The organism is Pantoea sp. DY-15, from assembly GCF_019795935.1.
Lineage (GTDB): Bacteria > Pseudomonadota > Gammaproteobacteria > Enterobacterales > Enterobacteriaceae > Pantoea > Pantoea leporis.
Map to the genome: position 1 here is coordinate 295,535 of NZ_JAIMIF010000004.1, position 12,932 is coordinate 308,466.

13 protein-coding genes are annotated in these 12,932 nt (G+C 56.4%); 5 read left to right on the plus strand and 8 right to left on the minus strand.

What is annotated here, in order from left to right:
* Nucleotides 1-17 precede the first annotated feature (17 nt).
* Nucleotides 18-443 carry a YhbP family protein gene (locus K5Y32_RS16510; protein ID WP_222185151.1) on the plus strand — a complete coding sequence of 142 codons (426 nt, stop codon included), beginning with the start codon at nt 18-20 and terminating at the stop codon, nt 441-443.
* A 38-nt stretch (nt 444-481) separates the two neighbouring features.
* Here K5Y32_RS16510 and K5Y32_RS16515 read toward each other — a convergent pair whose 3' ends face one another.
* Nucleotides 482-1,003, minus strand: a complete 522-nt coding sequence (locus K5Y32_RS16515; RefSeq protein ID WP_101762238.1) for a type 1 glutamine amidotransferase domain-containing protein — start codon at nt 1,001-1,003, stop codon at nt 482-484.
* Nucleotides 1,004-1,242: 239 nt separating this feature from the next.
* Between K5Y32_RS16515 and K5Y32_RS16520 the strand changes: the two genes are divergently transcribed.
* Entirely contained in the window at nt 1,243-2,277 is a 1,035-nt protein-coding gene (locus K5Y32_RS16520; protein ID WP_222185153.1) for a permease, read from the plus strand.
* On the opposite strand, the gene nrdG is transcribed toward K5Y32_RS16520, so the two are convergent.
* Nucleotides 2,170-2,736, minus strand: a complete 567-nt coding sequence (gene nrdG, locus K5Y32_RS16525; RefSeq protein ID WP_222185155.1) for an anaerobic ribonucleoside-triphosphate reductase-activating protein — start codon at nt 2,734-2,736, stop codon at nt 2,170-2,172. The genes K5Y32_RS16520 and nrdG overlap by 108 nt on opposite strands.
* Entirely contained in the window at nt 2,733-4,871 is a 2,139-nt protein-coding gene (nrdD, locus tag K5Y32_RS16530) for an anaerobic ribonucleoside-triphosphate reductase (protein ID WP_222185156.1), read from the minus strand. The genes nrdG and nrdD overlap by 4 nt, the downstream gene beginning before the upstream one ends.
* 268 nt (nt 4,872-5,139) lie before the next feature.
* Between nrdD and K5Y32_RS16535 the strand changes: the two genes are divergently transcribed.
* The gene (locus K5Y32_RS16535) at nt 5,140-7,524 is read left to right on the plus strand and encodes a beta-N-acetylhexosaminidase (RefSeq protein WP_222185158.1); all 2,385 of its coding nucleotides are present in this window, start codon (nt 5,140-5,142) and stop codon (nt 7,522-7,524) included.
* A gap of 152 nt (nt 7,525-7,676) precedes the next feature.
* Here the strand turns inward: K5Y32_RS16535 and ridA are convergent, their stop codons facing one another.
* The 4 genes from ridA to argF all read right to left on the minus strand — a co-directional run bounded on the left by ridA (nt 7,677) and on the right by argF (nt 10,803).
* Nucleotides 7,677-8,063: a 2-iminobutanoate/2-iminopropanoate deaminase gene (ridA, locus tag K5Y32_RS16540; protein WP_061718232.1), complete on the minus strand. Its 387-nt coding sequence runs from the start codon at nt 8,061-8,063 to the stop codon at nt 7,677-7,679.
* A 78-nt stretch (nt 8,064-8,141) separates the two neighbouring features.
* Nucleotides 8,142-8,606, minus strand: a complete 465-nt coding sequence (gene pyrI / locus K5Y32_RS16545; protein WP_222185161.1) for an aspartate carbamoyltransferase regulatory subunit — start codon at nt 8,604-8,606, stop codon at nt 8,142-8,144.
* Nucleotides 8,607-8,616: 10 nt separating this feature from the next.
* Entirely contained in the window at nt 8,617-9,552 is a 936-nt protein-coding gene (gene pyrB, locus K5Y32_RS16550; protein WP_101762233.1) for an aspartate carbamoyltransferase, read from the minus strand.
* A gap of 243 nt (nt 9,553-9,795) precedes the next feature.
* Nucleotides 9,796-10,803 carry an ornithine carbamoyltransferase gene (gene argF, locus K5Y32_RS16555; protein ID WP_137385078.1) on the minus strand — a complete coding sequence of 336 codons (1,008 nt, stop codon included), beginning with the start codon at nt 10,801-10,803 and terminating at the stop codon, nt 9,796-9,798.
* 161 nt (nt 10,804-10,964) lie between these two features.
* Here argF and rraB point away from each other — a divergent pair, with 161 nt between their 5' ends.
* Both rraB and K5Y32_RS16565 read left to right on the plus strand, forming a co-directional pair.
* Nucleotides 10,965-11,387, plus strand: coding sequence for a ribonuclease E inhibitor RraB (gene rraB / locus K5Y32_RS16560; protein ID WP_008104254.1), 423 nt, complete (start codon nt 10,965-10,967; stop codon nt 11,385-11,387).
* A gap of 60 nt (nt 11,388-11,447) precedes the next feature.
* The gene (locus K5Y32_RS16565; RefSeq protein WP_101762230.1) at nt 11,448-12,209 is read left to right on the plus strand and encodes a tRNA-(ms[2]io[6]A)-hydroxylase; all 762 of its coding nucleotides are present in this window, start codon (nt 11,448-11,450) and stop codon (nt 12,207-12,209) included.
* A 157-nt stretch (nt 12,210-12,366) separates the two neighbouring features.
* Here the strand turns inward: K5Y32_RS16565 and K5Y32_RS16570 are convergent, their stop codons facing one another.
* Entirely contained in the window at nt 12,367-12,870 is a 504-nt protein-coding gene (locus K5Y32_RS16570) for a GNAT family N-acetyltransferase (RefSeq protein WP_222185312.1), read from the minus strand.
* Between the last annotated feature and the right edge of the window lie 62 nt (nt 12,871-12,932).

Consider the following 12,932-nt stretch of genomic DNA (forward strand, 5'->3'; position numbering starts at 1 on the left):
CCGCACGGAGTCCAATTTTGTCCGACCATGCTCATCTGATTCGCTACTTAAAAAAACAGCACGTGCTGTCGTTATCTGCCAGCCACGGCGACGATGTGTGGTGTGCCAACTGCTTTTATGTATTTGATGCCGCGAACATGGCGTTCTGGCTGATGACTGAACCGGACACGCGCCATGGCGCATTAATCCAGTCAAATCCGCGCGTGGCGGGCACGGTGAATGGCCAGCCCAAAAGTGTGCTGTTGATTAAAGGCGTGCAGTATCGCGGCGTGATTCAGCTGCTAAGTGGAGAAAGGGAAGTGCTGGCGCGTCACGCTTATCAGAAGCGTTTTCCAGTGGCAAAGAAGGTCACCGCACCATTGTGGGAAATCGTGCTCGACGAAGTGAAGATGACCGACAATGCGCTGGGCTTTGGCAAAAAGATTATCTGGACCCGGCCTTAGGGCCGCCATTCACGGCGACCCCAATGCAGGAAAAACTATCAGGCCGCGTTCAAAATCCGCAGCGATTCGCGATTAAACGCGGGCAGGTCTTCAGGCGTGCGGCTGGTAACTAACTTGTCATCATCCACCACCACTTCTTTATCGTAAAAATCCGCACCGGCATTACGCAGATCGATGGCGATGGCTTTTACGCTGGTCATTTTGCGGCCGCGCACGCCGTTCGCGCTGATCAGCAGCTGCGGGCCATGGCAAATGGCAAACACCGGCTTGCCGCTGGCGACAAACTCCCTGGTGAAGTTGACGAAGCGATCGTCACCGCGCAGGGCATCGGGAGAGTGTCCGCCGGGCAGCAGCAGCGCATCGAACTCGGCTGCATTCACATCATCAATAGCCTTGTCAATGTTGACCTCAGCTTTACCCTGTTTCCCTTTAACGATGTTGCCGGCCTTAAACTCGATGGTAACCACTTCATGGCCTGCCTGAGTGTAAGCCTCCGCCGGTGAGGTAAACTCTGAGTCTTCAAATTCATCGGTAATCAGTACCGCTATTTTCTTGCTCATCTTTTTTCCTCCTTGTTGATCACGAACCTTATGTTCGTTGCACTTCTAACCCAACAAGTCTGGTAGCCATGTCGCAAAAAGCAAGCCAGCCGGCAATTCTTCCGGGAGGTAAATTTTCGTGCCGGATCAAGTTTAGGCGATTTCCACATGGCGCAATGAAATGACCTGAATGACACTAAGGCCTTTCCGCCGCGTATCCTAACGCGGCATCGTTATTCAGTTGAATACGGAATTCCGTGATGACCCAACTCCCTTCTCATGCCCCGGCGACACGCTTCGCCTGGTGGAAACCGCTGCTGTTCCTCGCCGTGGTAGTAATCGGCCTGTGGTATGTCAAATGGCAGCCTTATTACGGCAAAGCCTTTACTGCTGCCGAAACGCATTCGATCGGTAAATCGATTCTGGCCAATGCGGCGGACTCACCGTGGCGCGCGGCGCTCGATTACGCCATGGTCTATTTCCTCGCCGTGTGGAAAGCGGCGGTGCTTGGCGTGATGCTCGGATCGCTGGTGCAGGTGCTGATTCCGCGCGCCTGGCTGCTGCGTCTGATGGGCAGCTCACGCTTTGGTTCGACGTTGATGGGCACTGGATTAGGTTTGCCGGGCATGATGTGCAGCTGCTGTGCGGCACCAGTGACCGCTGGTTTACGTCAGTCGCAGGTTTCCAGCGGTGCGGCGATGGCGTTCTGGCTGGCGAATCCGCTGCTCAATCCTGCCACGCTGATTTTTATGGGTTTTGTGCTCGGCTGGAATTTTGCGGCAATTCGGCTGGTGGCGGGTTTGATGATGGTGTTGGGCATCGCGTGGCTGGTGCAGCGCAGCGTGCCGGATCAAGCCGTTGCCGCGCCCGTTATCCCGGCCCGCGATGAACACCCGTTTCTGTCACGCTGGCTGCGTGTGATGTGGCGACTGTTCTGCAACACCATTCCGCTGTATATCGTCGCGGTATTGTTGCTCGGCGCCGCGCGCGTTTGGCTGTTCCCGCACGCGGATGGTGCGGTGGGCAATACACTGTTTTGGGTGATGTTGATGGCAATTGCCGGCTGCCTGTTTGTGATCCCCACCGCCGCGGAAATCCCGATTGTGCAGACCATGATGCTGGCGGGCATGGGCATTGCGCCCGCGCTGGCGTTATTAGTCACGCTGCCCGCCGTGAGTGTGCCATCGTTATTGATGCTGCATCGCGCCTTTCCGGCACGGGCGCTGTGGATCGCGTTGATCGGCGTGGCAGGCAGCGGCATGCTGCTCGGCGTGCTCGCCTTGTGGCTGGCGTAACCACCAAATCTTCTGATTGCGGCTGCCGCGCCACAGCAGCCGCGCATCTTTCTCTGCATCGATAAAGCGCCCGTCAATCAGCACATCAATTTCCTCCACCACTTCGCGCTGCGCCGCACTGAGTTCTGCCATCTGGTATCCAGTCCACAGCCAGATATCCTTATCCGGACACTCACGACGCACGCGTTTCACCAGACGACGTATATGCGGCACGTTGTGCGGATGCAGCGGATCGCCGCCGCTCAGCGACAAGCCCTGACGCGCAATGCGCCGATCGTTAAGATCGGCGATCAGCTGCTCTTCCATCTCCAGCGTAAACGGCACGCCGGAATCCAGCCGCCACGTGCTTTGGTTGTAGCAGCCGCGACATTGATGTTCGCAGCCCGCGACAAACAGCGTGCAGCGCGTGCCGGGCCCGTTAACGATATCAACCGGATAATAGCCGTGGATGCGCATCATCCCAGTTTTCCTGTCTCCAGATGTTTAACGCGCCGCTGTACTTCTTGCTGCTTACCGGCGTTAAACGGACGCGCATCCGGGCTGCCGAGATAGCCACACACGCGGCGCGTCACCGACACGCGCGCCGGATCGTGATTACCACAGCATGGGCAGGTAAACCCTTTGCTGGTGCAGCTGAACTCGCCGCTAAAGCCGCATTCGTAGCACTCATCAATCGGCGTATTGGTGCCGTAATAGGGCACGCGGTGATAGCTGTAATCCCAGACATCTTCGAGCGCTTTGAGGTTGTGCTGGATGTTGGGATATTCGCCGTAACAGATGAATCCGCCGTTAGCGATGGCGGGATAGGGCGCTTCAAAGTCGATCTTGTCGTACGGATTGACCTTCTTCTCCACGTCGAGATGGAAGCTATTGGTGTAATACCCTTTGTCGGTAACGCCGGCCACCACGCCAAATTCGGCGGCATCGAGGCGACAGAAGCGGTCGCACAGATTCTCGCTCGGCGTGCTGTACAAGCTGAAGCCGTAGCCGGTTTCCGCTTTCCACGCATCCACCGCGCGGCGCAGGTGCGTGACAATGGCCACGCCTTTTTCCCGCAGGTAATCGGCGTCATACGGATGCACTTGGTTGCCGCTCAGCGCATTCAGCGTCTCATGCAGGCCGATGTAGCCAAGGGAAATCGAGGCGCGGCCGTTGCGGAAAATGGCGCCCACTTCGTCATCCGCTTTCAGGCGCACGCCGCAGGCGCCTTCCATATAGAGAATCGGCGCTACGCGCGCTTTGGTTTTTTCCAGCCGGGCGATACGCGTCATTAAGGCCCGCTTCGCCAGCGCCAGACGTTCATCCAGCAAGCGCCAGAACTGCGCTTCATCGCCTTTGGCTTGCAGCGCGATACGCGGTAGATTGAGGCTAATGACGCCAATATTGTTGCGGCCTTCGTGAATCTGCTCGCCGTTCTCCTCGTAGACGCCAAGGAAGCTACGGCAGCCCATCGGCGTTTTAAACGAGCCGGTCACTTCCACCACTTTTTCGTAGTTGAGGATATCCGGATACATGCGCTTGCTGGCGCACTCTAACGCCAGCTGCTTGATATCGTAATTAACATCGCCAGGCCGATGATTCACGCCTTCGCGGATAGCAAACACCAGTTTCGGGAATACCGCGGTTTTGTGATTTTTGCCCAATCCGGCAATGCGGTTGCGCAGAATGGATTGCTGGATCAGGCGCGCGGCCCAGTCGGTGCCGAGGCCAAAGCCAAAGGTGACAAACGGCGTCTGGCCGTTGGCGGTGTGCAGCGTATTCACTTCATATTCCAGCGACTGAAACGCGTCGTAGCACTCTTTCTCGGTGCGAACGCGCGCATAGGCTTCGGCATCCGGAATCTGCCATTCCAGCGCCACCGCGCGGTGTTTTTCCAGACTGAGCGTAACGAACGGTGCCAGCACTTCATCAATGCGATTGATGGTGGTGCCGCCGTAAATGTGGCTGGCGACCTGCGCGATGATCTGTGCGGTCACCGCCGTGGCGGTGGCGATTGATTTGGGCGGCTCGATCTCGGCGTTGCCCATCTTAAAACCGTGGGTCAGCATGCCGTGCAGATCGATTAGCATGCAGTTAAACATCGGGAAGAACGGGGAATAGTCGAGATCGTGATAATGGATGTCGCCGCGTTCATGCGCCAGCACCACATCGCGTGGCAAGAGTTGCTGCTGAGCGTAATGTTTGGCGACGATGCCAGCCAGCAAATCGCGCTGGGTAGGAATCACTTTGCTGTCTTTATTCGCGTTTTCATTGAGCAGCGCGGCGTTGGTTTGCTCCACTAAACCGCGAATGGCGTGATGCAGTTTACCGCGCTGCTCGCGTGCTAAATCGCGGTCATGGCGATATTCGATGTAGGCACGCGCCAGCTGCGGCCAGCGTCCGCTCATTAGCGTCTCTTCCACCGCACACTGAATGTCGCGGATATCCACTTCAGCCTGTTCAGCCAGCTGCTGGCTGACCTGCGCCGCCACTTGCGCGCACCACGCCGTATCATCGATTTGTGCCGCAGCTGCAGCCGCGTTGACTGCCGCCTCGATCCGCTGCGCATCAAACGGCACTCTGCAGCCGTCACGCTTAATCACCACCGTCGCCATTTCTTCTCCATGAAACTATATGTAGATAATTTTAAGGAGTTTAATCGCTATATGTGGTGTTTGCGCTGAGATTAATCGCCGGCGGTTTGACCTACAACAAAGAAGCCACAACCAGGAATGAAAGCCGCGCAATGGTTAATCTGGCTAAAATACAAAAGTATTAACCCGCCTTGATTTCAGTTTGCGGCCACTTGCTTTGCAATGCGAAACAGGTTTAATGGGCCTTTCGCCCATTTTGGTCCGTTGTTTCATTTACAAGGATGCCCAGATGCCATTGCAAAGAACTCTGCTTGCCTGTTGTTTATCCATGACTTTTTCCGCCTTCGCCGCACCGGCTGGAGATTTACCGCTGATGCCGTGGCCACAAAGCGTTGTCCAGCCAGGCGGCGGCGGGGCGTATGTGTTAACACCGCAGCTCAGGTTACATATCTCGGGCGATCATCTGGAAGGTGCTGAATCGCGCTGGCGCGCGCGCATTGCGCGGCAAACCGGCTGGCCGCTGCTGCCGGCCAGCGCATCCAGCGATCATCCCAGCATTCAGGTACAAATCGCGCAGGCGGTTGATCCGCTTCCCCAGCCAGACAGCGACGAAAGTTATCATCTGCTGGTTAACAGCGATGGCGTCTTGCTGAAAGCCAACACGCGCTTTGGCGCGATGCGCGGCATGGAAACTGTGCTGCAGCTGATTGAAAACACCGAAAATGGCACCGAAATTCCCTACGTCACCATTGACGACAAACCGCGCTTTCCATGGCGCGGCGTGCTGATCGATTCGGCGCGCCACTTCCTGCCAATTGAAACTGTGAAACGACAAATCGACGGCATCGCCGCCGCGCGTATGAACGTGTTTCACTGGCACTTAACCGACGATCAAGGTTGGCGATTTGCCTCCAGCCACTATCCGCAGCTGCAGGAGAAAGCCAGCGACGGCTTGTACTACACGCAGCAGCAGATGCGCGATGTGGTGCGCTACGCCACGCAGCGCGGCGTACGCGTGGTACCGGAAATCGATCTGCCCGGTCATGCGTCGGCGATAGCAGTAGCGATGCCGGAGTTAATGAGCGCGCCGGGACCGTATCAGATGGAGCGCGGCTGGGGCGTGTTTAAGCCGCTACTGGATCCCAGCAACGAAGCGGTATTCCGCTTTATCGACACCTTAATGGGCGAAGTGACGGCGATCTTCCCCGATCCCTACATCCACATTGGCGGTGATGAGGTTGATCCAACCCAGTGGAATGATTCCACACGCATTCAGCAGTTTATGCGCGACCACGGTTTAAAGGATACGCATGCGCTGCAAGCCTGGTTTAATCAGCGCGTTGAGAAAATCCTTGAAGCGCATCAGCGCCGCATGATCGGCTGGGATGAGGTTTACCATCCTGATCTGCCTAAAAGCATTCTGATTCAATCGTGGCAAGGACAGGATGCGTTGGGCACGGTGGCGAAAAACGACTTCCGCGGCATCCTCTCCACCGGTTTCTATCTCGATCAGCCGCAAACCGCCGCTTACCACTATCGCAATGAACCCTGGCCGCAGGGGCTCAACGGCGCGGATCAGGTGCAGGCTGGTGAGCAGGCGCAGAGCTGGCAATTCACCATGCCGCGTTTGAAAGGCAGCGCGCTGAAAGGCAGCTTTACCCTGATAGAAGGGAAAAACGGCTGGCGCGGCTTTATCGATTTCAGCGGCAAAGCGCGTCGCATGGTCAGTGATATTCGCTGGCTGTCGCCCACACAGCTGACGTTCAGCGTCGATACGTGGATGGGGCCATTCCAGCCGATGTTGACGCTAACGCAAGACAAGCTGACCGGTTATATGCTGGTGGGCAACGTGCGCTATCCCGCAGAAGGCAGCAAGTTGCCGCAGGTGCCAGCCGGCATTGCGCCATCGCTGCCGACGCCGCAACAGATGCATAACAACCTGATTGGCGGCGAAGCGGCGCTGTGGGCGGAGAATGTTAACAGCCGGGTAATCGATACACGCCTGTGGCCGCGCGCCTTTGTGGTGGCGGAGCGGTTATGGTCGGCAAAGGATGTCACCGACAGCGATAACATGTATCAGCGCCTGAGCGCGGTGGATCGCTGGGGCACTATTTCAGTCGGCTTGCAGCAGCATCAGCAGGCTGAAGTGCAGATGATGCGACTGGCGAACAGCAGCGACATCACGCCGCTGCGCATATTGGCCGAAGTGCTGGAGCCAGCACAGTACTACACGCGCCAGCATCTGAAATTTCAGGCGGGACATTACGACTACTTTGAACCGCTCAATCGTTTGGCGGATGTGTTGCCTGCCGAGAGCAACGCGGTGCGTGTGCTGGATAAGCAGGTGGATCGCTTGATCGCCAATCGCGCCGATCATGCGGCGGCGCATGCCATCCGTCAGCAATTGCAGCGCTGGCAGAACAACAGCGATGCGGTGATGCCGCTAATTCTGGGCAGCTATCAGCTCAAGCCGCTGCAGCAGCAGGTGCAGCAAGTAGCAGAGTTGAGCCGAATGGGACTGGATTTGGTCAATGCGCTGGAACGTAATCAGGCGTATGGCGCAGGTGAGGTGGCGCAGATGCATTCACAACTGGATGCGGCAGCGCAGGTGCAGGACGAAACAGTGCTGGCGCTGGTGCGGCCGCTGGAGAAGTTGCTGCGATCGTTTAAATAAATATTGTGCTGGCTGTCCCCCATCCCGGCCTTCCCCCGCAAGCGGGGGAAGGAGATGCTGCCACATGCAGCTTCAATACTGACATGTGGCAGCATCTTCCTCCCCCATTTATGGGGGAGGACCGAGGAGGGGGACAGCCAGCACTAACCAAATCAACGACGTACCGCAATCGCCTCGATCTCAATCTTCACATCTTTCGGCAGGCGCGCCACTTCCACGCACGAACGCGCTGGGAAGCTGGCGTTGTGCTCGGTGAAGAACGCTTCATAAGTCGCGTTCACGGTGGCGAAGTCATTCAAATCCTTCACAAACACGGTGGTTTTCACGATATCGCCCACTTTCAGGCCGGCGGCTTCGACAATCGCCTTCACATTTTCCAGTGATTGACGTGCCTGCGCGGAAACATCGTCGGCAACGGCGCCGGTGGCCGGATCAACCGGGATCTGGCCTGAAGTGATGATCATGCTGCCGAGATCCACGCCCTGCACGTAAGGGCCAATCGCTGCGGGTGCGTTTGAAGTACTGATTTCGCGAGACATTGTTTCTCCTTGAAAGTGCGCGGCCGACCGATGTCCGCCGCGAAATGAATCGTCCCATTATAGGGACGACGCGGGCGATTACCAGTGACCGAGCACCACGTGGCGCGCGAACTCTTTCTCGCAATATTTGCACTTCAGATGCACATCATCTTCACGCTTTTTCACCGCAAAACTGGTGAACACCGGCTCGTTACGGCTGATACAGTTGCTGTTCGGGCAGGTCAGCACGCGGTCAATACGATCCGGCAAGGTGGGGGCGATCTTCGCCACCACTTCGTATTTGTCAATGCGGTTTACCGTGGCGAGCGGCGCATACACCGCCAACTGATTGATCTGATCGTCGGTCAGGAAGGTATTTTCGATCTTGATCAGATCTTTACGGCCCATCTCGCCCGACGGCAAGTTGAGGCCGATGGTGATGCGCTGATCGGTTTCGGTCAGACGAAACAGCGAAAGTAACTTAAAGCCGACCTGCGCCGGGATATGGTCAATCACCGTGCCGCGTTTGATGGCTTCAACCTGCAATTTATTATCGTGAGTCATCGCTTTCTCCTTACAGTGCCAGTTCGCGATTCAGTACCAGCGCCAGCAGCGCCTGGCGAGCGAAGATGCCATTTCCAGCCTGCTGAAAATACCAGGCGTGCGGCGTGCTATCCACGTCGGTGGTGATCTCGTCGATACGCGGCAGCGGATGCAGCACTTTCATGTTGTCGCGCGCACCGGCTAAATCAGCGGCACGCAGAATGAACTGTGCTTTAACGTTGGCGTATTCCGACGGATCGAGGCGCTCTTTCTGCACGCGCGTCATATACAGAATATCGAGTTGTGGCATCACTTCTTCGATGGTGTCGTGGCGTGACCAGGCAATGTTCTGCTCATCCAGCATATCGGTGATGTACGCAGGCATCGCCAGCGCATCCGGCGCGATAAAGAAGAAGCGGTTGCCATCAAACTTCGCCAGCGCCTGCGTCAGTGAATGCACGGTGCGGCCATATTTCAGGTCGCCGACCATTGCCACATTCAGGTTATCCAGGCGATTTTGCGTTTCGCGGATGGTGAAGAGATCGAGCAGCGTTTGCGTTGGATGCTGGTTAGCGCCATCACCGGCGTTGAGGATTGGAATGCCGCCGGAGAATTCCGTCGCCAGACGCGCGGCGCCTTCCTGCGGATGACGCATCACGATGGCATCAACGTAAGTCCCAATCACCGAAATGGTATCGGCGAGGGTTTCGCCTTTCTTGCCGAGCGAGGTGTTGCTACCGTCGGCGAAGCCCACCACTGACGCGCCGAGACGATGCATCGCGGTTTCAAACGACAAACGCGTGCGCGTTGAAGCCTCAAAGAAGCAGCTGGCGATCACATTGTGTTTCAGCAGCTCCGGCTGGGGATTGGCTTTCAGCTGGGCAGCGGTATGCAGCACCAGCTCCAGCTCGTCGCGGTTGAGATCGTTGATGGAAATGATGTGCTTGCGATATAGCGGGTTGGCCATAGCGTTCTCCTCTGCGCTGCCGGATTGCGGACAAAAAAAAGCCCCTGCTTAAGGGGCTTTTTTTACGATCGATTGATGACGGAAAGAAACAGATGCGCCGCCCGCTGTCAGGCGTCGTTGAGCGTCAAATTGTGCGCTGCGCTGTTGCATGTTTCCTCCGGCAAATTGGGCCGCATTATACGCATTCACTGATTTGCATCAAGCAAATATCGCGCGCGAGGTAAACGTTTGCGGCGCCGCACATCATAGCTTGCCGAGCGTCGCTACCATCACCGCTTTAATGGTGTGCATGCGGTTTTCAGCCTGATCGAACACGATGCTGTGTGCGGATTCAAACACCTCATTACTCACTTCCATGCCATCGTGCAAACCGTGCTGCTCGGCCATTTGACGGCCCAGCGTGGTTTTGTCGTCATGGAAGGCCGGTAAGCAGTGCAGGAACTTCACCTGCGGATTGCCGGTCAGCGCCAGCATCGCGCTATTAACCTGATAAGGACGCAGCAGGGCGATGCGATCTTCCCACACCGATTTGGCTTCGCCCATCGATACCCACACATCCGTGTAGATGAAGTCGGCACCTTGCACGCCTTCGGCGATATCTTCAGTCAGGGTGATTTTGCCACCGGTTTGCTGCGCGGCCACGCGACATTGCTCCACCAGTTCCGCTTCCGGCCAGCAGCCTTTGGGTGCCACCAGACGCAGATCCAGACCGACCAGCGCAGCGGCTTCCAGCATGCTGTTGCCCATGTTGTTGCGCGCATCGCCGACGTAAACCAGCGTCATTTCATTCAGTGATTTACCCGGCAGATGCTCCTGCATCGTCAGCAGATCGGCCAGCAGCTGCGTGGGGTGGAATTCGGTGGTCAGACCGTTCCACACCGGGACGCCAGCGAATTCCGCTAAGGTTTCCACCAGTTCCTGGCCGTAGCCGCGATACTGAATACCGTCATACATGCGTCCCAGCACGCGCGCGGTGTCCTTCATCGACTCTTTATGGCCAATTTGGCTGCCGCTTGGGCCGAGATAGGTGACGTTAGCGCCCTGATCGTAAGCGGCAACTTCGAAAGAGCATCGGGTACGAGTCGAGTCTTTTTCGAAGATGAGCGCGATGTTTTTGCCTTTCAGGTACTGCGTTTCGCTGGCATTTTTCTTTGCGTGTTTTAATTCACCTGCCAGACTCAGCAGAGAATCGATTTCGGCTGGGGTGAAATCCAGCAATCTCAGGAAATGTCTTTGATGTAGCTGACTCATACAGCGCTCCGGATGACTACATTAAATGAATTAAAATTCAATTTAACCGTATGAATATGCATTTTCAACCCCGGCGTTAAGAAACTTGTTGTTTTGTGTAGTGGCGCGCGAGGCAGTGTGGGAAAATAATTGAATTCAGCCGAATATTTGAGGACACACCCATGGCATATGAAGCATTGCTGGAAGAACAGCGCGAAGAGACGCGACTGATCATTGAAGAGTTGCTGGAAGACGGCAGCGATCCAGATGCGCTTTACACTATTGAGCATCATCTCTCCTGCAACAACTTCGACTCGCTGGAGAAGGTGGCGGTTGATGCCTTCAAGCTGGGCTACGAAGTGAGCGAGCCAGAAGAGCTGGAGCTGGAAGACGGCACCACCGTAATGTGTGTGGATATCCTGAGCGAAGGCGCGTTGAAGCCAGAGCTGATTGATGCGCAGGTTGAGCAGCTGGTGAATCTGGCGGGCAGCTACAACGTCGATTACGACGGGTGGGGCACCTACTTTGAAGATCCTGATGCCGAAGATGAAGACGACGATGGCGAGTTCATCGACGACGAAGAAGACAACGGTGTGCGTCACTAAGCATGACTGGGCGGCACTCGCCGCCCTGAACACGTTTCCCCGTAAGACAAAAGACTGCCCATGAATTACGCTCCGCTATTAGAACCGATCTATCAATTCCTGCATTGCCGCACGCCACAAGCGTGGATTGATGAAGCGCGCAAGCCGGAAAATCTGACGTTGCTGCTCACCGATCACATGGTTTGTGAATTGAAAGCCGCGCAAACCGCGGTGTTCATCATCCGTAAATACGTGGCGGATAAGCCAAGTGGTGATGCCATTCTGGCATGGCTCAAGCCGTATGAAGATTTTATCTACCGCGATGAGCAGGACGGCAACTTTATCAATGCCCACAAGAATCTGACCAAAAGCATTATCGTGCGCAATGAGCTGCCGTGGGCCGATGATTTGGTGGAGATGATGGTGCTGCTGGTGAAAGAGGAGCTGCACCACTTCTATCAGGTGTGGGAAATCATGCAGTCGCGCGGTTTGCCGTATCGCAAAATCACTGCCAGCCGCTATGCCAAAGGTTTGATTCGCGAGATTCGCACATACGAGCCGGAAGCGCTGGTGGATAAGCTGATTTGCGGGGCGTACATCGAAGCGCGATCCTGCGAACGTTTCGCCAGCCTGGCGCCGTATCTGGATGAGCAATTGGAGAAGTTCTATATTTCGCTGCTGCGCTCGGAAGCGCGTCACTATCAGGATTACCTGAAGCTGGCGCAGCAGATTTCGCCGAAGGAGATTGCGCCGCGCGTGCAGGTGTTTGGCGAGGCAGAAGCGCGCTTAATCAGCGAGCCGGATGGCGAACTGCGGTTTCATAGTGGGGTGCCGGCGGTTTAGGTTTGTGCCCGCGGTCCCCCATCCCGGCCTTCCCCCGCTAGCGGGGGAAGGAGATGCTGCCACATGCAGCTTCAACGCTGACATGTGGCAGCATCTTCCTCCCCCATTTATGGGGGAGGACCGAGGAGGGGGACAGCGAGCACACACAGCGAGCAAATCACAACACCTTCAGCATCCGCACTTCACAATCCACATGCCCGGTACAACCCATCGCGCTCTCAATCAGCTCGAACCCCAGCGACTCATACAACTTAATCGCACGCGTCAAACTGCCGGTGGTTTCCAGATAGCAGCGCTGAAAGCCCTGCTGACGGGCGTATTCCATGGCACGCAGCGCCAGATCGCGCGCCAGACCTAAGCCGCGCACCTGCGGCAGGAAATACATTTTCTGCAGCTCACAGATATCCGGCGCGCTGCAGGCCAGCGGTGCAACGCCGCCGCCGCCCACCACCACACCATCATGTTCCACAATCCAGTAAGCGCTGTTGGCTTCGCTGTAGAGTTCGAACAGGCGATCGAGATGGGGATCGGACACGGTGTAGCCTTTATCCGCCGTCAGGCCAAATTCGGCTGACACATCACGGATCACCTGCGCAATCAGCGGGTTATCGGCGGCTGAAATGGGGCGCACCTTTAAATTGATGGGAGCGTCGGTGGTCATCATTATCTTCCGGTATAAAAAAGCCGGGCAGTGCCCGGCTTCGATTAAGCAGTTGGACTGAA

Bases quoted from the DNA above. Each gene is read 5' to 3' on its own strand.
- K5Y32_RS16535 (WP_222185158.1), top strand. From the start codon at position 5,140: ATGCCATTGCAAAGAACTCTGCTTGCCTGTTGTTTATCCATGACTTTT.
- argF (WP_137385078.1), bottom strand. From the start codon at position 10,803: ATGAGTCAGCTACATCAAAGACATTTCCTGAGATTGCTGGATTTCACC.
- pyrI (WP_222185161.1), bottom strand. From the start codon at position 8,606: ATGACTCACGATAATAAATTGCAGGTTGAAGCCATCAAACGCGGCACG.
- nrdD (WP_222185156.1), bottom strand. From the start codon at position 4,871: ATGGCGACGGTGGTGATTAAGCGTGACGGCTGCAGAGTGCCGTTTGAT.
- K5Y32_RS16565 (WP_101762230.1), top strand. From the start codon at position 11,448: ATGAATTACGCTCCGCTATTAGAACCGATCTATCAATTCCTGCATTGC.
- rraB (WP_008104254.1), top strand. From the start codon at position 10,965: ATGGCATATGAAGCATTGCTGGAAGAACAGCGCGAAGAGACGCGACTG.
- K5Y32_RS16515 (WP_101762238.1), bottom strand. From the start codon at position 1,003: ATGAGCAAGAAAATAGCGGTACTGATTACCGATGAATTTGAAGACTCA.
- K5Y32_RS16520 (WP_222185153.1), top strand. From the start codon at position 1,243: ATGACCCAACTCCCTTCTCATGCCCCGGCGACACGCTTCGCCTGGTGG.
- pyrB (WP_101762233.1), bottom strand. From the start codon at position 9,552: ATGGCCAACCCGCTATATCGCAAGCACATCATTTCCATCAACGATCTC.
- ridA (WP_061718232.1), bottom strand. From the start codon at position 8,063: ATGTCTCGCGAAATCAGTACTTCAAACGCACCCGCAGCGATTGGCCCT.
- K5Y32_RS16570 (WP_222185312.1), bottom strand. From the start codon at position 12,870: ATGACCACCGACGCTCCCATCAATTTAAAGGTGCGCCCCATTTCAGCC.
- nrdG (WP_222185155.1), bottom strand. From the start codon at position 2,736: ATGATGCGCATCCACGGCTATTATCCGGTTGATATCGTTAACGGGCCC.